14 protein-coding genes are annotated in these 18616 nt (G+C 63.7%); 3 read left to right on the forward strand and 11 right to left on the reverse strand.

The window, feature by feature from the left end:
- Nucleotides 1-247: 247 nt before the first annotated feature.
- From ACODSJ_RS04615 to ACODSJ_RS04650, 8 genes are all read right to left on the reverse strand, one after another.
- Nucleotides 248-1012: a PIG-L deacetylase family protein gene (locus tag ACODSJ_RS04615; protein WP_489100603.1), complete on the reverse strand. Its 765-nt coding sequence runs from the start codon at nt 1010-1012 to the stop codon at nt 248-250.
- Between the two features lie 245 nt (nt 1013-1257).
- Nucleotides 1258-3417 carry a glycogen debranching protein GlgX gene (glgX, locus tag ACODSJ_RS04620; RefSeq protein ID WP_489100604.1) on the reverse strand — a complete coding sequence of 720 codons (2160 nt, stop codon included), beginning with the start codon at nt 3415-3417 and terminating at the stop codon, nt 1258-1260.
- 120 nt (nt 3418-3537) lie between these two features.
- Entirely contained in the window at nt 3538-3876 is a 339-nt protein-coding gene (locus ACODSJ_RS04625; protein WP_489100605.1) for a DUF2934 domain-containing protein, read from the reverse strand.
- Between the two features lie 19 nt (nt 3877-3895).
- Nucleotides 3896-6682 (reverse strand): malto-oligosyltrehalose synthase, encoded by a 2787-nt coding sequence (locus tag ACODSJ_RS04630; RefSeq protein WP_489100606.1) that lies wholly within the window; start codon nt 6680-6682, stop codon nt 3896-3898.
- Entirely contained in the window at nt 6679-8757 is a 2079-nt protein-coding gene (malQ, locus tag ACODSJ_RS04635) for a 4-alpha-glucanotransferase (protein WP_489100607.1), read from the reverse strand. The genes ACODSJ_RS04630 and malQ overlap by 4 nt, the downstream gene beginning before the upstream one ends.
- Nucleotides 8754-10556 carry a malto-oligosyltrehalose trehalohydrolase gene (gene treZ, locus ACODSJ_RS04640; protein ID WP_489100608.1) on the reverse strand — a complete coding sequence of 601 codons (1803 nt, stop codon included), beginning with the start codon at nt 10554-10556 and terminating at the stop codon, nt 8754-8756. Before treZ ends, malQ begins: the two co-directional genes overlap by 4 nt.
- Nucleotides 10557-10563: 7 nt before the next feature.
- Nucleotides 10564-12135 (reverse strand): glycogen synthase GlgA, encoded by a 1572-nt coding sequence (gene glgA / locus ACODSJ_RS04645; protein ID WP_489100609.1) that lies wholly within the window; start codon nt 12133-12135, stop codon nt 10564-10566.
- A 729-nt stretch (nt 12136-12864) separates the two neighbouring features.
- Nucleotides 12865-13311 carry a DUF411 domain-containing protein gene (locus tag ACODSJ_RS04650; RefSeq protein WP_489100610.1) on the reverse strand — a complete coding sequence of 149 codons (447 nt, stop codon included), beginning with the start codon at nt 13309-13311 and terminating at the stop codon, nt 12865-12867.
- A gap of 224 nt (nt 13312-13535) precedes the next feature.
- On the opposite strand from ACODSJ_RS04650, the gene ACODSJ_RS04655 reads away from it, so the two are divergent.
- On the forward strand, nt 13536-13724 hold the full coding sequence (locus tag ACODSJ_RS04655) for a hypothetical protein (protein WP_042731964.1): 189 nt from the start codon (nt 13536-13538) through the stop codon (nt 13722-13724).
- A 9-nt stretch (nt 13725-13733) separates the two neighbouring features.
- On the opposite strand, the gene ACODSJ_RS04660 is transcribed toward ACODSJ_RS04655, so the two are convergent.
- A complete protein-coding gene (locus tag ACODSJ_RS04660) occupies nt 13734-14114 on the reverse strand; it encodes a fe2+ zn2+ uptake regulation protein (protein ID WP_489100611.1) in 381 nt (126 codons plus the stop codon).
- Between the two features lie 443 nt (nt 14115-14557).
- Between ACODSJ_RS04660 and ACODSJ_RS04665 the strand changes: the two genes are divergently transcribed.
- Together ACODSJ_RS04665 and ACODSJ_RS04670 are read left to right on the forward strand one after the other, a co-directional pair.
- A complete protein-coding gene (locus ACODSJ_RS04665) occupies nt 14558-15589 on the forward strand; it encodes an Ldh family oxidoreductase (RefSeq protein ID WP_489100612.1) in 1032 nt (343 codons plus the stop codon).
- Nucleotides 15590-15750: 161 nt separating this feature from the next.
- Nucleotides 15751-16464 (forward strand): GntR family transcriptional regulator, encoded by a 714-nt coding sequence (locus tag ACODSJ_RS04670; RefSeq protein WP_489100613.1) that lies wholly within the window; start codon nt 15751-15753, stop codon nt 16462-16464.
- Nucleotides 16465-16546: 82 nt separating this feature from the next.
- On the opposite strand, the gene ACODSJ_RS04675 is transcribed toward ACODSJ_RS04670, so the two are convergent.
- Together ACODSJ_RS04675 and ACODSJ_RS04680 are read right to left on the reverse strand one after the other, a co-directional pair.
- Nucleotides 16547-17497 (reverse strand): PDR/VanB family oxidoreductase, encoded by a 951-nt coding sequence (locus ACODSJ_RS04675; RefSeq protein WP_489100614.1) that lies wholly within the window; start codon nt 17495-17497, stop codon nt 16547-16549.
- A complete protein-coding gene (locus tag ACODSJ_RS04680) occupies nt 17494-18579 on the reverse strand; it encodes a Rieske 2Fe-2S domain-containing protein (protein ID WP_489100615.1) in 1086 nt (361 codons plus the stop codon). The genes ACODSJ_RS04675 and ACODSJ_RS04680 overlap by 4 nt, the downstream gene beginning before the upstream one ends.
- Nucleotides 18580-18616: the final 37 nt, after the last annotated feature.

Raw genomic sequence — 18616 nt, forward strand, 5'->3', positions numbered from 1 at the left:
GAGAAACTGGCCTCGTGAAACCTTAACTGGTGTCCAGAATTACTTGACCAGTTCAAGCTTGCTCGCGATGGGTTCCCCGCACACTCAAGCGTTACACCTCCCCTGTGGCGAGGGAGCTCGCTCCCGCTGGCCTGCGCAGCAGGCCCCCGCATTGTTTCAGATAAACCGCATTGCCTGGGTTTACGACTGCTGCGCAGCCGAGCGGGAGCAAGCTCCCTCGCCACAGGTTTTGGGTGGTTTCAGTTATTCAGATAAAGACAATCTCATACGGCATGCCCATGCGATCCAGGATGACCCGCGGCACCAACGGTGAAATGCCGTTGGCGGGTTCGCCGTTGAGCTGGCTGGCGTAGGCATGCATCGCGTGGCGCTTGCGGGCGGTGGTCCAGACATCCAGGCGCAGCTTGCGGGCACGGTGCCAGGGTATTTTGTTCTGCTCGCGGATCGGCCAGTGCCAGGCCCACACCGGCAGTTCGTTGAACTGCGCCCCGACGTTTTCAGCCGCTTGGGCCCCGGCGTGGCCGACGGTTTCATGATCACTGTCGCCGTCCTTGCGCCAGGTGCTGAACACGACGTCGTCGGGGCGCAGGTATCGACCAATGAAGGCAGCCAGCTCGGCCTCGTGTTCGGCCAGGGCCTTTTCCGGGAAGCCGCCACGCACCCATTGCAGGCCATTGGCCGGCAGCCCCAGGCGGTGCAGGGCATCGACGCTTTCCTGGGGGTGAGGGCGGAAGCCACGCTGGCGTTCATCGGTCCACAACGGCGAGCCGGGGTGGCTGATGCTGCCGTCAGTGACCGAAATCAGCAGCACGGATTGGTCCAGGTTGCCCAGCAGTTGAAGCAGGCCGCCACAGGCGCCGATCTCATCGCCCGGATGCGGGGAGAGGATGACGGCACGGGCGCCGGCGGGCACGAGTGTCTGGGTACTGATGATGGGGATATCGGCCAGTTGTGGCGCGCTGTTCCAGATTTGAGGGTGCAGGCGGCCTTGCAAGCGAGAGGCGGGTTTCATCAGGGACGTCCTTGTTATATTCAATCTTGCAGCCGTGCACCAGGCTAACGGTCCGGCGATAGCCGAACGGCACGACTGCGATCTGCGGTGCTCCGAATCCTGGAATCACCCGCCTTCGAAGTATTGACCATGTCGGGTGATTCGTCGCGTTACAGGTGTATCTGAGCTGTATTTTTTTTGAGAATCTGATCTGGGATTCCACGTCCTTGTGGCGCCCCAGGGGCTGACCGTTTATCGCCAGGGCGCTATTCATCGTCCTCGCGTTGCAGCTCGAACAGCAGCAGCGAGCGGCCGGTCACGGAGTACTCGCTATCGAAATCGAAGCGTTCCTGGCCGCGCACCGCCGGTTGGTTGGTGTCGATCATGCAGGTCCAGAAACTGCCTTCCGGTACTTGCGGCAGGAGGAAATTGACGACGTCATGGTGCGCATTGACCACCAGCAACAGCGTCGCGTCGCCGCCCTTGCGGCGGATGCCGGTTTCCTGGGCGCGCCCGTCCATCAGCATCCCCAGGCATCGGCCATGATGGTCGTGCCATCGTTCGGTGGTCATTTCGCTGCCATCCGGGGCCAGCCAGGTCACGTCCTTGACGCCGATGTCCTCGTTGTAATTGCCCACCAGGAACCGTCCGCGCCGCAGGATCGGATAAGACAGGCGCAGCTTGATCAGGCGCCGGACGAATTTGAGCAGCGCCTCGCCGTCCTCGCTCAAGTCCCAGTTGACCCAGCCGATTTCGCTGTCCTGGCAATAGGCGTTGTTGTTGCCGTGTTGAGTACGGGCAAACTCGTCGCCGGCGACGATCATCGGTGTGCCTTGGGCCAGCAGCAAGGTGGCAAAGAAGTTGCGCATCTGCCGGTGACGCAGCGCATTGATCTGCGGATCGTCCGTCGGCCCTTCGACGCCGTGGTTCCAGGACAGGTTATTGTTGCTGCCGTCCTGATTGTTCTCGTCGTTGGCTTCGTTGTGCTTGTCGTTGTACGACACCAGGTCATGCAAGGTGAAACCGTCGTGTGCCGTGACGAAATTCACCGAAGCGTATGGACGGCGGCCGCGCTGGTTGAACATCTCGCCCGACGCGGTCATGCGGCTGGCGAAGTCGGCCAACTGGCCATCGTCGCCTTTCCAGAAGGCGCGCACGGTGTCACGAAATTTGTCGTTCCACTCGACCCAGCCCGGTGGAAAACGGCCCACCTGATAACCGCCAGGACCGCAGTCCCAGGGCTCGGCGATCATCTTCACCTGGCGCAACACCGGGTCCTGGCGGCAGGCGACGAGGAAGCTGTGGCGTTCGTCGAAGCCATCGTGGTAACGGCCCAGAATGGTCGCCAGGTCGAAGCGAAAACCATCGACGTGCATCTCCGAGGCCCAGTAGCGCAGGGAGTCGGTGACCATCTGCAAGACGCAGGGGTGGCTCAGGTCCAGGGTGTTGCCGGTGCCGGAATCGTTGATGTAGTAGCGTTTGTCGTCGGGCATCAGCCGATAGTACGAGGCGTTGTCGATGCCCCGCATCGACAGGGTCGGGCCTTGTTCGTTGCCCTCGGCGGTGTGGTTGTAGACCACGTCGAGGATGACTTCGAGGTTGGCATCGTGCAGGTGCGCGACCATCTCCTTGAACTCGGCGATCTTGCCGCTGGCCAGGTAGCGCGGGTCCGGGGCAAAAAAGGCAATGCTGTTATAGCCCCAGTAGTTGGTCATGCCCTTGTGCAACAGGTGCTGGTCGTTGACGAAGGCGTGGATGGGCAAGAGCTCCACCGATGACACGCCCAGCTTGCGGACGTGTTCGAGCACATCGTCCACCATCAGCCCGGCGAACGTACCACGCAGATGCTCTGGCACGGCGGGGTGACGCATGCTGAAGCCACGCACATGGGTTTCATACAGGATGGTCTTGTCCCAAGGCACGCTGACGCGATGGTCGTGGCCCCAGGTATGGGCCGGGTCGATCACCTTGCACTTGGGCACGAACGGTGCGCTGTCGCGTTCATCGAAACTGAGGTCGCCGTCGGGGTGGCCGATGGTGTAGCCGAACAGGGCTTCGGACCACTTCAGTTCACCCACCAGTTGCTTGGCGTAAGGGTCGATCAGCAACTTGTTGGGGTTGAAGCGATGGCCGTTCTCCGGGTCGTAGGGGCCGTAGACCCGGTAGCCATAGATCAGGCCCGGATGGGCGTCAGGCAGGTAGCCATGGTAAATCTCGTCGGTGTATTCCGGCAGTTCGATGCGTTCGAGCTCGACTTCGCCGGCGTCATCGAAAATGCACAGTTCGACCTTGGTTGCATTGGCTGAGAACAGCGCGAAATTGACCCCAAGGCCATCCCAGGTAGCACCGAGTGGAAAAGGCAGCCCTTCACGAATCCGCGAAGCCTCGATGACGGGCGGCGGTGTGGTTTTCTTGGGACGGGTCATGGTTGCTCCTGCAAAACAGACTAAAGACAGCGGCGTTGTTCAGGGGGGCTGAACGGGTGGCGAGGGGATGAACCCGTCGCCACGAAGAGGCGTCAGCTCGAGACCGAGGATGCCGGTGAGTCAGACCGCGGGTGGCTTGCGCGTGGCGCGGGGTTTCTTGTCGGCGGCCTTGTTCGCAGCTGGCACTGCGGTGGCAGTCGCAGCCGGCGGTTTGGCGGCAGGCTTGGCCTTGGGGGTGGTGTTTTTCGTCGCACTCTTGGCGGCTGCAGGCTTGGCGCCATCCAATTTGCTGGCCGTCGGTTTGCTCGCCGCCTTGGCTGGCTTGCTGGGTGCCAGCGCTTCGGCCTCGGCCAGCTTGCGCGCCATCTCCCAGTGGCGTTTCTCCTGGCCACTGGGCTGACCCTCGGACTCCCAGATCTGATACGCGAATTCGCGAATGCGTTTATCGTCGGTACTCATCGCTGTGCTCCTGACTGACTCAAGGTTGGATAAAGACGTTGACCGGGAACTCCCCCAATGCGGTGCTGAGCATCAGCTCCCCTTGGGGTGTGACTGCTTGGCTTGAAAAAAGTCCCTTCAGTTTTCCTTCCTCGGCGGCGAACGGTAACGACACGCGGGTATCGCCCCATTTCGACGCCGCCACCTGCGGTACGGCACCGTTTTCCAGCAGCGCGGCTGCATGGATCGGCACCACGATCACCGCCCGTTGTTGCCCGTGCTCACGCATGAACGCCAGGACCCGGTGAGCGTATTCGCCGATCACCTTGAGCGGCTGGTAGCGGCCCTGGCGAAACAGCATCGGGTATTCGGCGCGCAGGGCCAGCGTCCTGGCGATCAATGCCTGCTTGATCCGCCCATCGCGCCAAGCGTCGACCAGGGCCGGCGCACTGCTGTCGGCCTGCATCGCTTCGCGGCGAGCGTTGAAGTCCACCGGGCGGCGATTGTCTGGATCCACCAGGCTGAAATCCCAGAACTCGTTGCCCTGATACAGGTCCGGCACACCGGGTACGGTCATGCGCAGCAAGGTTTGCGCCAGGCTGTTGAGAGCACCTGCTGGCGCGATCGCTTGCACGGCTTCGGCGATGGCGCTGCGCAGCGGCAGCCCTTCATCGCATAGCAGGAGCCGTTCAAGGAACATCTGCGTCGCCTGCTCGTAGGCGTCGTTGACCGCCGCCCAGCTGCTTTGCAGCTTGGCTTCGCGCAGGGCCTTGCATTGCCATTGCCACAGGCGTTCGTTGTACTCGGTCAGGGCCTTGGGATCCTGGAGATCGAGGTCCAGGGGCCAACTGCCGAGCAGGGCCTGGTACAGGATCAGTTCGTCGCCGGCCGAGGGGGCCGCCGGGTCGCTGTGCAACGAAGGGGAGAGGATGCGCCATTGCTCCACGCAGGCGGTGTACCAGTCGGTGCGTTCGCTGAGTATCGCCAATCGGGTGCGGCTGTCTTCACCGCGCTTGTGGTCGTGGGTGGCGGTGGTCACAAGGTTGTCGGGGAAATGGGCAAGCCGTTGCGCACAGGCGTCGTGAAACGCTTGCTGGGCGGCGCTGAAGCATTCGGTGTTGAAACCCACGTCGTTGCGCGACAGCAGCACCGCCGAGCGATAGAGCGCCGTGTCTTCCACGGCCTTGGCGGCGGTCGGCGAGGTCAATTGCTGGAAGCGCACGCAGGCATGGCGCAAGCGCTTGCGCTGGCTGCCCCGAGGACGTTGTCGCCAGGGCAACCCGCCCAACCAGCCGGCCAGGCAGTCGAGCACCGGCCAGTCGGCTTCGCTGAGGGTTTGTCGGGCGCCTTCGAGCGCTTGTTGGAAGAACACTTCATCTTCGGCGCTGCGGCCCCGCGCGGTAATGTAGGTGCGATACACCGGAAAGTGCACGATCAATGCCTGCAAGGCCCGGCGAATGGCGCCCAGGGTCAGGTCGCGGGTCATGACATCGTCCCGTGCCACTTGCAGCAAGGCATGCGCGACGCTTTCGAAATCGCCGGCCAGGGAGCCGGCGAGAGTCTGCTGGCGGGCCAGGCGAGCTTCTTCGATGAAGTGCGCGGGCCGCTCGCTGTGGCGCGTCCAGAACTCGGCCAGGGGCGCGCTGCCGCCGGGCTCGTGCTGCAACAGCGAGATCTGGTTCATGAATTCGTAGCCGGTGCTGCCGTCGACGTTCCAGTCACGACGCAAGGCCTCACCCTCGCCGAGGATCTTCTCGACGAAGATCGGCAAGTGTCGCGACGGCGACAGCGAATCGACACGCCTGCGCAATTTCCGACAGTAACCGCGCGGGTCGGCCAGGCCATCGATGTGGTCGATCCGCAGGCCGTCCACCCAGCCTTGGTCGATCAGTTGGAAAATCTTGGCGTGGGTGGCTTCGAACACCGCCGGCCGCTCGACCCGCAGGGCACCCAGTTCATTGACATCGAAAAAGCGTCGCCAGTTGATGTCGTCCGCCGCCGTGCGCCAGCTGGCAAGTCGGTAGCTCTGGCGTTCCAGCAACTGGTGCAGGCGCTCGAACCCCGTCGGTTGAGTAGCATCGTAGCCACGCAGGTTGTCCTCGATGGCGGCGAGGAGGCTGCCCTGGGCTGCCAGATCGCTCAGTTCCGTCTGCAGCGGGCGGGCGAGGGTGTGGGCGTCGGTCTGGTAATTGAGCGTGGTGAAGCGCTCGGCCAATGCCTTGAGGGCCTCGGCCTGCTCGGTGGGCAGGTTCTCTGCAGGACGCAGCAGCTCGCCGTAATGCATCGGGCAGATGGGAAAATGATGTTCATAGTGCTCGACGTAGAAGCGGCCTTGGCTGGCGTCGAAACGCAGCTGCAAGGTCCCTTCCTGCAACGCCACCCCATAGTCGCTGCCGAGGAATGGCAACAGTAGTTGCCCCTCCATCAACGGGTCGGGGGAATGCCACTGGATGTCGAAGAATTCGCCATAGGGGCTCAGGCGACCCCATTGCAGCAGGTCCAGCCACCACGGGTTGTCGTTGCCGCCAACGGCCATGTGGTTGGAGACGATGTCGAGGATCAGGCCCATCCTGTGTTCGCGCAAGGTGGCAACCAGACGCCCGAGCGCCGCTTCACCGCCCAGCTGCGGGTTGACCTGGGTCGGATCGACCACGTCGTAGCCGTGCATGGACCCGGCCCGCGCCTTGAGCAGCGGCGAGGCGTAGACATGGCTGATGCCCAGCGAGGCGAAGTACGGCACCAGGGGAACGGCATCGTCCAGGGTGAAGCCTTTGTGAAACTGCAAGCGCAGCGTTGCACGCAGGGGAGGGATCAACGTCTGTTTCATCGGTCACGCTCATTCGCCTGAAGTCTCGCGCAGGCGAGTATTTCCAGACGTCGGGCAGCGTCCGGGTCATCCAGCAGCACCTGGCTTTCGTGCCCGAGACGGCGGCGCCAGTTGGGGTGGGTGTCGATGGTCCCGGGCAAGTTCGCCTGCTCTTCGATACCCAGGGCGTCTTCGAGCGGCAACAACACCAGCGGCGCGCGGGTGTGGCCGAGAAAGCGCACGCTCGCGTCGAGCACCTGGTCGGTTTCGCGATGCTCCTCGCGAAAGTTCTGCGGGTCCTGGTTCAACACCGCGCGCAGGCCTTCGCGTTCACGCTCACGGTGTTTGCGCCAGTCCATTTCCGTTGGCGAGTCGATCAGTTCGAGTCGGGCGGTCCAGTCGATATCGTGACCGTGCCACCAGCCATTGAGGGTCGGCAGGTCGTGGGTGCTGGTGGTCGCCAGGGCATTGTCCGGCCAGTCGAGGATCGGCTTGAAATGGGTGTTGTCCTGTTCGAACAGCAACACACGCATGCCCAGGATCGAGCGAGCGCTGAGCTTTTCGCGCAGGCCGTCGGGCACCGTGCCGAGGTCTTCGCCGAGCACGATCGCCTGGTGGCGGTGGGACTCCAGGGCCAGCAGGCGCAGCAGGTCGTCCAGTGGATAATACAAATAGGCGCCATCGCTGGGCGGGGCGTCGTTGGGAATCACCCAAAGCCGTTGCAGCCCCATGACATGGTCGATGCGCAAACCACCGGCATGGGCGAAGTTGGCGCGCAGCATTTCGATGAAGGCGCGAAAGCCGTTGCGTACCAGACCTTCCGGGGAAAACGCCGAGATCCCCCAACCCTGGCCGGAACGGTTGAGGATGTCGGGCGGGGCGCCCACGGTCAGTGATGCGAGCAGCTCGTCCTGGCGGCTCCAGGCCTGGCTGCCGGCACCGTCGGCGCCCACGGCGAGGTCGGCGATCAGGCCGATGCCCATGCCGCTGGACTTGGCCGCGCTCTGGGCGCGTTCCAGGCAACGGGCGATGAGCCACTGGCAAAAGGCGTAGTAACCGATCTCGTCGGCATTTTCCTCGGCGAAATGCGCCAACACGGCACTGCGCGGGTCTCGCCAGGTTTCCGGCCACTGGCGCCAATCGAGGCTTTCGCCACAGGCGGCGCGTTCGGCTTGCAGGGCTTCGAAGCGGCAGTGGTTTTCCAAGGCCTCGCCGCCGGCGTGGCGGAAGCTGGCGAAGTCTTCATGCAAAGGATGGGCGCCCTGGCTGAAACCGTCGTACAAGGCGCGCAGGATCTGCTGCTTGGCCTGGGCCGCCACCGGCCAATCCACCAGCGGCTGTTCTTCCAGGTGGCGCAGTTGCTCGGTCAGGCCGGTGGCATCGATGGCGGCGCGCAGGGCTCGCTCACCGAGGATCGCGCCTGGCGCGGCGTACAGACTGTTGAGAAACAGTCGGCTGGACGGCGAATACGGGCTGTATCGGCGGGTGTCGCTGCTGAACATGGCGTGCATCGGGCTGATGGCGATGGCATCGGCGCCGCGTTCGCCGGCCACCCGCGCCAGGTCTTCCAGGGCAAGTGTGTCGCCAAAGCCGCCGTCGCCGGGGCGTCGAAGCGCGTAGAGCTGTGCGCTGAAGCCCCAGGCACGCGGTGTCGGATCGTCCACCGCATCGGCCACGCTGTAGCAGCGGGCCGGTGCGACGGCCAGGGTGAAATGCTGGTCCTGGATGTGCACGTGCTGGTAACCGACCGGGATCATCCCGGGCAGCCGGGCCTGGTCATCGAGCTTGAGGTGCAGGGTCGCGCCGTCTTCAAGCTTGATTTCGCAAGCGGTCGCGGCCTCGAAATAGCGGCTCAGGTCCAGGCTCGCCCCGGCATCGATGGTGAGCAGGGGCGGCAGTCGGTGATTCTGTTGGGCCTGCTGCAACTGCAACAGGCTGGCGTCGATTTCCTGGGCCGTCCCGGCCGGATGGCCAAGGGCCGTGAGGACTGAGCGCAACACGGCCGGCGAGACTTTCTGGGGCCGGCCATTGGCGTCGATCCAGTCAACCGCCAGGCCCGCCTGGCTGGCCAGGATTTCCAGTTGCGCGTCGCTCATGGGCGCTCTCCGATGATGTTGGGCAAGATGGCCGCTTGGGTCAGGCTGACCAGCGCGCTGTAGGGCGTCAGGATCCCCTGTTGCAACAGACCCGTGGCCTGTTCCGGATGTTCGAAAAGAATACGTGCGTCTTCCGGGGCGGTGTGTTCGACAGGCTGGTCGCTGAGGTTCAGGTCGATGCGGAACACGCTGCCATCGCCCAGTTGCCAACGTGCACTGACAGCGCCGTGACCCAGCACCTCGGCGCCCAGGGCATGGGCTCCGGGCAGGCGCGGGATGATCTCTTCCCGGCGGATCTTCAGCAGGTGGCGATACATCGCCTCGTTGTCCAGCTGTTCCGGTTGCTGGGCCTCCAGGGTCGGGCGCGAGGCGTTGAAAGTACTGGCCGCGTTGGGGTCGGGAATCGCCTTGCGTTTTTCCGGGTCGGCGAATGCGCTGAAAGCCTTGAATTCGTTACGCCGGCCTTCGCGCACCCGCTCGGCCAGCTCGCCGTGGTGGCTGGTGAAGAACAGGAAGGGTTGCCTGGCGCCGACCTCGTCGCCCATGAACAGCAGCGCAATCATCGGCGACAACAGCAGCAATGCCGTCGCCGCCTGCAAGGCCTGGGGTTCGGCAAGTTGGTGCAGGCGCTCGCCCAGGGCGCGGTTGCCGATCTGGTCATGGTTCTGCAGGAACAACACGAAGGCGCTGGGCGGCAGGTGACCGCTGGGTTCGCCCCGGGCCTGGCCGTGGCGGTTGATGTGGCCCTGGAAAACGAAGCCCTGGCTGAGACAGCGCGCCAGTTGCTCGGTGGGTTGTTCGGCATAATCGGCGTAATAGGCGTCGGTCTCGCCGGTCAGCAGCACGTGCAACGCGTTGTGGCCATCGTCGTTCCACTGGGCGTCGTAGCCGTGTTCCAGCAGGCTGGCCTGGTTGTGCTCGTTTTCCACGGTCAGCCAGACATGCCGGCTAGGGTCTACCTGCTCACGTATCCGGGTCGCCAGCTCCTGGAGAAAATCCGGGTCCTCGATGGCGTGCACGGCGTCCAGGCGCAGGCCGTCGAAGCGGTATTCCAGGAGCCACATGAGCGCGTTGTCGATGAAAAAGTCCCGCACTTCGCGGCGTCGGAAGTCGATCGCCGCGCCCCAGGGCGTGTGCTTGTCCTCGCGGAAGAAGCTTTTGGCGTAGCGATGCAGGTAGTTGCCGTCGGGACCGAAGTGGTTGTAGACCACGTCGAGTATCACCGACAACCCATGGCCATGGGCGCTGTCAATCAGGTGCTTGAGCTGTTCCGGCGTGCCGTAGGAGGCTTGGGGCGCGTAGGGCAGGACCCCGTCGTAACCCCAGTTGCGATCGCCGGGAAACTGCGCCAGCGGCATCAGCTCGATGGCGGTGACACCCAGCCCGGCCAGGCGCGCCAGTTGTTGCTCGACGCCCTCGAAACCGCCGAGGGTGCCGACGTGCAGTTCGTAGATCACCGCTTCGTACCAGGGGCGTCCGGACCAGCGGGTGTGTCGCCATGGGTAAGCGTGGGGATCGACCACCACACTCTGGCGATCGATGTCACCGGCCTGGGCGCGGGAGGCCGGGTCCGGCACCTCCACTTCGCCATCGATGCAATAGCGGTAGCGGGTGCCGGCGGGGCAGCGGGTCTGGATCACGAACCAGCCGTCGGCTTGGGGCAGTAGCGGGATTGAATCCCCTGTGTCGAGTTCGACACTGACAAAAAAGGCATCCGGTGCCCAGAGGGCGAAGCGCGTGTGCTCGGCATCGAGCATGACCGCGCCATGGGTCCATGTATCTGGCGTCCTTGATGACATCGTTACCTCATGGTCTGGCCGATTTGCCCAGTGACTTGGCCACCAGCTGTTCGTAGAGTTCGGCGTAGGGTTCTACCGCCTTGCACCAGTTGAACGGCGCCGACATGGCTCGGCAGCGCATGGCGTTGAGCAGGCCGGGGAATTCGAAGACCTTGAAGGCCCGGCTCAGGGCTTGCTTGTAGCTCTGGACCGTGGACTCGTCGAAGAGGAAACCGGTGACGCCGTCCTCGATGGTGTCGGCCAAGCCGCCGGTGTTGCGCGCCACTGGCAGCGAGCCGAAGCGCTGGGCGTACATCTGGCTCAAGCCGCAGGGCTCGTAGCGCGAGGGCATCAACAGGAAGTCGCTGCCGGCGAACATCCGCCGCGCATCGGTTTCGTTGAAGCCGATGCGCACGCCGATCCGCCCGGGAAAGCGCAAGGCCAGCTCACGCATCGCCTGTTCTTCCTCCGGTTCGCCGCGTCCGATGATGGCGATCTGGCCGCCCGACGCAACGATGAAATCGGCGACGGCTTCGGTCAGGTCCAGGCCTTTCTGGTACACCAGGCGCGACACCACGGCGAACAACGGGCCGGTGGACTCATCCAGGCCAAACAGGTTGCGCACCTGGGACGCGTTGACCGCCTTGCCTTCCCAGTCGCCAATGGCGAAGTTGTGCAGCAGGTGCGTGTCGGTGGCCGAGTCCCAGCTCTCGTCGATGCCGTTGGGAATGCCGCTGAGCAAGCCTTGCTGGGTCTTGGACGCGAGGAAACCGTCGAGCCCGCAGCCAAAGGCCGGCGTGGTGATTTCCTGGGCGTAGGTGGCGCTGACCGTGGTGATGTGGCTGGAGTAGGCCATGCCGGCCTTGAGGAACGACAACTTGCCGTAGAACTCCATGCCTTCCTGTTGCAGGGCGTGCTCGGGAATCCCCAGTTCCGGGCAGGACGCCAGGCTCACCACGCCCTGGTACGCCAGGTTATGGATGGTGAACAGGGTCGGGGTGCGCTGCCCGCGCCAGTGCATGTAGGCCGGCGCCAGTCCGGCCGGCCAGTCGTGGGCATGGACCAGGTCCGGGCACCAGTGGATCTGCGCCAGGTTGGCGGCGATGTCGGCGGCGGCCAGGCCCAGCCGGGCGAAGCGGATGTGGTTGTCGGGCCAGTCGCGACCGTTATTGGCGCCGTACGGCGAACCTTCGCGGGCAAACAGTTCCGGGCAGATCAACACGTAGATGACCAGGCCGTCGGCCATGTCCATGCGCCCGATCTTGCACGGCGGCAATGCGGCGTGGCCACCCAGTTCGCCGATGATGTGGATCGGATTGCCGCTGTTCATGACCTGCGGATAGCCGGGGATCAACACCCTGACGTCATGCAGGCCGGCCATGGCCCGGGGCAGGGCGGACGAAACGTCGCCCAGGCCACCGGTCTTCACCAGGTCGGCGATTTCCGAGGTCACGAAAAGGATTTTCTTGCGATTGGGGTTCTGTCGAACGACAGGGAGCAGTGCCTTGCCTCCGGTGGACAGCACCGGTGCCGTCGGCGATTCGGCCGCCGGCGGGAGTTGCGAGCGGACTTGCTGTGGTTCCAAGGCAGCACTGATCATATATGACTCCTATTTTCGATCGGTTTCCGGCTAGCGCCAGAGCTGTTGTTTCATTGGCCGAATCCTGCGGCCAGGCGCACACACACATACTGCGCAAGGGGAGCAATGCACTGCCCAATGCGGCGAAGCAAAACAGGTGAAAGGGCTGCTTCATGGACTTGCAAGGACTGCACCAGCCACGGATGCCCTACCTCTAACCTGACCCGTCACCGTTGCGAAAAGTTTCGACTTTTTTTCATCGGGACGACCGGCCGGTTTTCCCCCCGGACAGGCAGTCTAGGTCAGAACCTAGAGCGGTGCGGCGCGCTTCGTCGCATTGTCGGACAATCGCGGTTTTTGTCGGCAATGTCTTACATGACAAAGGGAGATACGCGCCGACGAAGTGCATGGGGTTGAAACAAAAATGCGGTAGGGCGAGGGCGTTGTTCTATTGATGTGCGCGATGTGGTGGCCGGACGCACCATTACAGGGCGAGGCCCCCGTGGCTTTCGCCGAAGTCATGGGCGTCAGCCCGCAGTGCCTGACGAACTGGAGCTCCCGGGGCGTGCCGCGGCTACGGATGGGGCAGTTGGCGCGGTAGTCGTGAAACCGGACGAGGTGGCTCGGCTGAAGTAACGCGGGGGCCTGCTTTGCAGGCCAGCGGGAGTAAACTCCCTCGCCACGGGGGCTGGGCTCGGGTGGGAACGGATCGGTTGGCCGTTGGCCCAGGCCGAGGATCTGCTTGCCGCGTCAATGGGCCGGGTAATCGGCCACCACGGTTTGGCTTCCGTCCGGTTTCTGACCGATGACCTGATAGGCGTCGCTCATGCCGTCCATCTCCATGCCCGGTGAGCCCATGGGCATGCCGGGCGCCGCGATTCCGAGCAAGTCGTTGCGCTTGCTCAACGCCAGCACCTGGTCGGCCGGCACATGGCCCTCGACGAATTTGCCGTTGATCTCGGCGGTGTGGCAAGAGCGCAGGTTCGGTGCCACGCCCAGGCGTTGCTTGACCGAACTCATGTCGGCCTCGACATGGTCGTTGACCTTCAAACCATTGGCTTGCAGGTGGGCGATCCATTTCTTGCAGCAGCCGCAGTTGGCGTCGCGGTGCACATCGACGGTGAGCGGTTCGCTGGCCTGGACCAGGGTGGTGACGAACAGGGCGCTCAGGGCGAGCAGGTGCAGGGGATTAACCATGTGGGCAGTCTCGTGTAGAACGGTTGTGCGGGAGGATAACAGGTTAGCGAGTGCGAGCTGACAGCCGGCTGAGGGGAGGATTACAGCCGTGTAAGGTTTCAGCGTGCTCGCCGGATGCCGGTGTGCGGGCGGGGGGCTTCGGTTGTACCATGGCAACCCGCTCGCTGCCCGTCGACTACAGGGGGGGCGCGCGGATCCAGAACGCTACATTCGGGAAATTGGCAATGACTCATTCGCAACGTTTGAAATACTCGATCCTGATCGTCCTCGTCGTGCTGGCGATCATGCTGGGGCTGTCCTGGATGCAGGGCAAGGGCATGATCAGCGAGCAGCTGTTCCAGTACATCGCCATTGCCGTGGCGGTCATCGTGGTGGTGATCAACGGCGTGATGCGGCGCAAGGTCAAGCCCTGACCGTCTCGTTCATTCGCCCGCGTGGAGCAGGGCTATGGCATCGGGGTGCAGGCAGTAGCTTTTATCCGGGTTGAGGATGACCACCCCTTCGCTGCACAGACGCTTCAATACCTCGCGCACACTGAGAAAGGACAAGGGAATGTCCAGCTCCAGCAATTGGCTATGCACGCCCCGTACGCCCAGGTTGCGGTTTTCTTCGGCGGCGTTGAGCAACGCATCGATGACTTTCAGGCGGATCAGGCTGGTCCTGAGCCCGAAGCGCTTGAGCAAGCGCTTGATGTGTTCGTTGCCGCCTCGCTCGGCGCTCCTGTCCGACAGACGCTGGGAGGCGGTCATCGCGACGCCGGACGACCGTGGCTTGCCCTCCATGGGCAGTTGCGCGTTATGCATGCAAGAACTCCTTAGCAGCCTGTTCAGAAAAGATCACCGGGCACTCTCCTGTAATAGGACGAACGAGGGAGAACGATCATGAAGGCGTCGATGTGAAAAATTTGCCTGGGCACTGTCAAAACCCCGTGATCAAACGACCACGGGGCGACTACAAGGCCCGGCCCCCAGGTCTCGCTCTTGCTGCATCCCATGGACCGCGTGAAAAAAAGACCAATCTCTCCATCGCCCTGGCGGCCTCAAGCCTTTTCGTACAGAGCCTAGAGCGCCGGGGAAGGGGTGTGGCGGTGCATAGTTACCGCACGCCGGGCGCCTTTTTGCGGCATGCCGATGCCAGGGTGCGAACGCCCTCGCGGGCACGCTTTGCTCCCGCGCTGAAGCAGTGTTTAATCAGCGAGTTGATCCCTACGCTGTTGCTACCTCCAACAATCATTCTGGAGCTACAGATGTCTGCGCTATCCGAACAAGCGAGTCCTTACACCCTGTCCGTCGAGGAACTGGTGAGCCTGCTGGAGAAGATCTTCCTGCGACACGGCACGTCGGCCGACGTCGCCCGGACCCTGGCGCAAAACTGTGCCTTCGCCGAGCGTGACGGCGCCCACAGCCATGGCGTGTTTCGTATTCCCGGTTATGTCTCGACGCTGGACAGCGGTTGGGTCAACGGCAAGGCCGTGCCCGTGGTCGAAGATGTTGCGCCAGGGTTCGTCGCCGTGGACGCCGCCAACGGTTTCGCCCAGCCGGCCCTGGCCGCGGCGCGCCCGTTGCTGGTGGAAAAGGCGCGCAGCGCCGGGATCGCACTGTTGGCCATTCGAAATTCCCATCACTTCGCCGCCCTCTGGCCGGATGTCGAACCGTTCGCCAACGAAGGCCTGGTGGCGCTGAGCGTGGTCAACAGCATGACGTGCGTGGTGCCCCACGGTGCCGACCGCCCCTTGTTCGGCACCAATCCCATCGCCTTTGCCGCACCTCAGGCGAACGGTGAGCCGATTGTCTTCGACCTGGCCACCAGCGCGATCGCCCATGGCGATGTGCAGATTGCCGCCCGCAAGGGCGAACTGCTGCCGCCGGGAATGGGCGTGGACAGCCTCGGCCAGCCGACGCGCGACCCCAAGGCGATTCTGGAGGGCGGGGCGCTCCTGCCGTTTGGCGGGCACAAGGGTTCGGCGCTGTCGATGATGGTCGAGCTGCTGGCGGCGGCCCTGACCGGCGGCAACTTCTCGTTCGAGTTCGATTGGAGCAATCATCCGGGCGCCAAGACGCCGTGGACGGGCCAATTGCTGATCGTGATCGACCCAAGCAAGACCGCCGGGCACAACTTTGCCGAGCGCAGCGAAGAATTGGTCAGGCAGATGCACGGCGTCGGCCTGCGGCGGCTGCCGGGGGAGCGCCGGCATCGCGAGCGGCGCAAATCCGAGGAGCATGGGATTACCCTGGATGAGCCGGTGTTGGCGCAACTGCGGACGTTGGCAGGGGTTTGACTGGCCGGGCATGTTCCCAGGAGTCAGCGAGGCGGAGGTCAACGAGGCGTGCGGCAGTTTTCATGCAGGTCCAGGTGAGGATGAGCAGCGCCTGTCCCTGCCGTGACACGCTGCCCCAAGCCTTCTACTATGGCGGCTCCTTTTCGGTGGAAGTTGTCTGGATGAGTAAGCCCGGCCAAACGGTGCTGGTGGCGCTGCGCAAAATGATCGCCTCGGGCGAGTTGGCCGGTGGCGAGCGCCTGATGGAAATCCCCACGGCCGAATTGTTCGGTGTTTCGCGCATGCCGGTGCGCATGGCATTCCGTACCTTGGAGCAGGAAGGGCTGTTGGTTCGCTTTGGTGGCCGCGGTTTCCAGGTGCGCTCGGTCAGCGCCGAGGACATCGCCGGGGCCGTGGAGGTGCGCGGTGTGCTGGAGGGCCTGGCGGCGCGGCAGGCCGCTGAGCGGGGCCTGTCGCAAGAGGCCCGGGCGACCCTTGAAGAATGCCTGGTGCAGGGTGATGCGCTGTTTGCCAAGGGCTATGTCACCGAGGACGACTTGCAGGTCTATCACGACCTCAACATGCGTTTTCATCAGGTGATCGTCGAAGGCAGCCACAACCCGGCGATTGCCGACGCGCTGGCTCGCAACGACCATCTGCCGTTTGCATCGGTCACCGCGCTGGCGGTCGACCGCGAGAACATGGCCGGTGAGTTTCGCCGTTTCAACTACGCGCACATGCAGCATCATTCCGTGTTCGATGCACTGACCCACCGCCAGGGCGCCCGTGCCGAAGCGATCATGCGCGAACATGCCAACGCGACCCTGCGCTACGCCGAAGTGTTCGGTTCTACATTGGAGGATGAGCGGGTGAAGGTGATCCTGAAGCCAACTTGAGCTTCGAACCGATCCCTGTGGCGAGGGAGCTTGCTCCCGCTGGCCTGCGATGCAGGCCCTCCAACCCCCCCACTGAGCAGGTTTATAGATCCAGCACCAGCAACGGTGTCTTCGACCTGGAGCAACAAGGCGTGAACTGGTCGTTGCAAGCCTGTTCGGCCTCGGTCAGGAACATGTCCCGGTGCTCCGGCACGCCTTCCAGTACGCGGGTCAGGCAGGTGCCGCAGACGCCTTGTTCGCAGGAGATCGGGATTTCGATGCCGTGGCTTTCCAGCACCTGCACCACGCTGCGGTCCGCCGGTACGTCGAACACCTGGCCGCTGCGGGCGAGTTTCACCGAGAAGGTGCCATCGGTGCTGGCGTCAACGGGGGCGGCGGCGAAGTATTCGCGGTGCAGGCAGTCTTCCCGCCAGCCCAGGGCCTTGGCTGTGTCGAGGATGTGCTGCATGAACCCGCCGGGGCCACATACATAGAGGTGCAGGTCGTCGCCAGGCGCTGCAAGCACGCGGGCTGCGTCCAGGACCGTTGCGGGTTCTTCATCGAAATGCAGCGATACCCGGTCGGCGTAAGGCGACTGGCGCAGGCGGTCGACAAATGCGGCGCGCTCTCGGGAGCGTGCGCAGTAATGCAGCTCGAACGCCGCGCCGCTCTGGGCCAGGTGCTCGGCCATGCACAGGATCGGCGTGATGCCGATCCCTCCGGCGAACAGCACGCTGCGCCGGGCCAGTGGTGCAAGGGCAAACAGGTTTCGTGGCGCGCTGATGTGCAGGCGCATTCCCGGCTGGATCTGCTCGTGCAGGCTGCGCGAGCCGCCTCGCGAAGCCGGATCCTTGAGCACGCCGATGAGGTAGCGGTGCCGTTCTTCGGGGTGATTGCACAACGAATACTGGCGGATCAACCCACCGGGCAACTGCACATCGATGTGGGCGCCGGCCGTGAAGGCCGGCAGTGGCTCGCCGTCGACACGGGTGAGCTCGTAGCTGCAAATATTGAGGGCTTCGGGGTGTCGCGCGGTCACCTGGACTTCGATCATGGCCGCTGCTCCGCCTGTTGCGCCGGGCGGGTGCTGGCGATCAAGTCGACCTGCGCTTCGCGCTCGCGGGCAATCCAGCGTTCCAGCACCCGGCGTGACTGCACGCCACCGGCGTCGATGTTGAGCTTGAGCAGGTTGCGTTGCGGATGCTCCAGCAGGTTGCGTTGTTGGCGTTCGAGCATTTCCAGGTCTTCGCTGAAGATCTTGCCCTGGCCTTCGCGAATGCTGGCGGTAAGGGCTTCATCCTGGGGCTGGAAATGCCGGGCCATGCCCCAGAAATACCAGATGGAGGTTTCGGTTTCCGGCGTGATGAAATCGACCACGATGCTCGACGCCTTGAACTGCGGCGCGGCGTGGTAGCCGCCTTGGCCGGCATGGGCCACGCCGACTTCGATCATCACATGGCTGGGTGGCGTGAAGCGGCAGATCTGCCAGCGATCCACGGGCACATCGTCGGCCAGGTTGTTACCCCGCAGGGCCATGCGCCAGAACGGCGGGGCCATGATGTTTTCCATGTGTCGGGCGGTAACCACTTCATCGCCCTCGACTGTTGTCACCGGTGGCGCCTCGTCGATTTCCTTCTGGCCGATGCTGGAGGCATGGACGTAGGTCTCGTGGGTCAGGTCCATCAGGTTGTCGATCATCAGGCGGTAGTCGCACTGGATATGAAACAGGCCGCCGCCGTAGGCCCACTCATCATTGTCCGCCCACTCAAGACGGTGGATCAGTGCCGGATCGGCCAGCGCCTGGTCGCCGGGCCAGACCCAGATGAAACCGTGACGCTCCTGCACCGCAAAGACCTTGTTGCAAGGAAACCCTCGCACCCGTTGCCCCGGCATCTCGACGGTCTTGCCATCACAGCCCATCACCAGGCCGTGGTAGCCGCACACCAGGTTGCCGTTTTCGACATAGCCCAGGGAAAGCGGGGCGCCACGGTGAGGGCAAAAGTCCTCGACGGCGGCGACCTGGCCCCCGTGTCCACGGTAAAAAACCATTTTTTCGCCGCAGATCTGTCGACCCAGCGGCTTGTCGGCGATTTCATCGGGGGTGCAGGCAACGTACCAGGCATTCTTGGGGAACATGGGGGATCTCCAGATGGATATTGTTTTTATCTGTGGA

It is taken from the genome of Pseudomonas sp. FG6, assembly GCF_057809015.1.

Bases quoted from the DNA above. Each gene is read 5' to 3' on its own strand.
- ACODSJ_RS04675 (WP_489100614.1), bottom strand. From the start codon at position 17,497: ATGATCGAAGTCCAGGTGACCGCGCGACACCCCGAAGCCCTCAATATT.
- ACODSJ_RS04665 (WP_489100612.1), top strand. From the start codon at position 14,558: ATGTCTGCGCTATCCGAACAAGCGAGTCCTTACACCCTGTCCGTCGAG.
- ACODSJ_RS04670 (WP_489100613.1), top strand. From the start codon at position 15,751: ATGAGTAAGCCCGGCCAAACGGTGCTGGTGGCGCTGCGCAAAATGATC.
- ACODSJ_RS04650 (WP_489100610.1), bottom strand. From the start codon at position 13,311: ATGGTTAATCCCCTGCACCTGCTCGCCCTGAGCGCCCTGTTCGTCACC.
- ACODSJ_RS04625 (WP_489100605.1), bottom strand. From the start codon at position 3,876: ATGAGTACCGACGATAAACGCATTCGCGAATTCGCGTATCAGATCTGG.
- ACODSJ_RS04630 (WP_489100606.1), bottom strand. From the start codon at position 6,682: ATGAAACAGACGTTGATCCCTCCCCTGCGTGCAACGCTGCGCTTGCAG.
- ACODSJ_RS04680 (WP_489100615.1), bottom strand. From the start codon at position 18,579: ATGTTCCCCAAGAATGCCTGGTACGTTGCCTGCACCCCCGATGAAATC.
- ACODSJ_RS04615 (WP_489100603.1), bottom strand. From the start codon at position 1,012: ATGAAACCCGCCTCTCGCTTGCAAGGCCGCCTGCACCCTCAAATCTGG.
- malQ (WP_489100607.1), bottom strand. From the start codon at position 8,757: ATGAGCGACGCGCAACTGGAAATCCTGGCCAGCCAGGCGGGCCTGGCG.
- ACODSJ_RS04660 (WP_489100611.1), bottom strand. From the start codon at position 14,114: ATGCATAACGCGCAACTGCCCATGGAGGGCAAGCCACGGTCGTCCGGC.
- glgX (WP_489100604.1), bottom strand. From the start codon at position 3,417: ATGACCCGTCCCAAGAAAACCACACCGCCGCCCGTCATCGAGGCTTCG.
- treZ (WP_489100608.1), bottom strand. From the start codon at position 10,556: ATGTCATCAAGGACGCCAGATACATGGACCCATGGCGCGGTCATGCTC.
- glgA (WP_489100609.1), bottom strand. From the start codon at position 12,135: ATGATCAGTGCTGCCTTGGAACCACAGCAAGTCCGCTCGCAACTCCCG.
- ACODSJ_RS04655 (WP_042731964.1), top strand. From the start codon at position 13,536: ATGACTCATTCGCAACGTTTGAAATACTCGATCCTGATCGTCCTCGTC.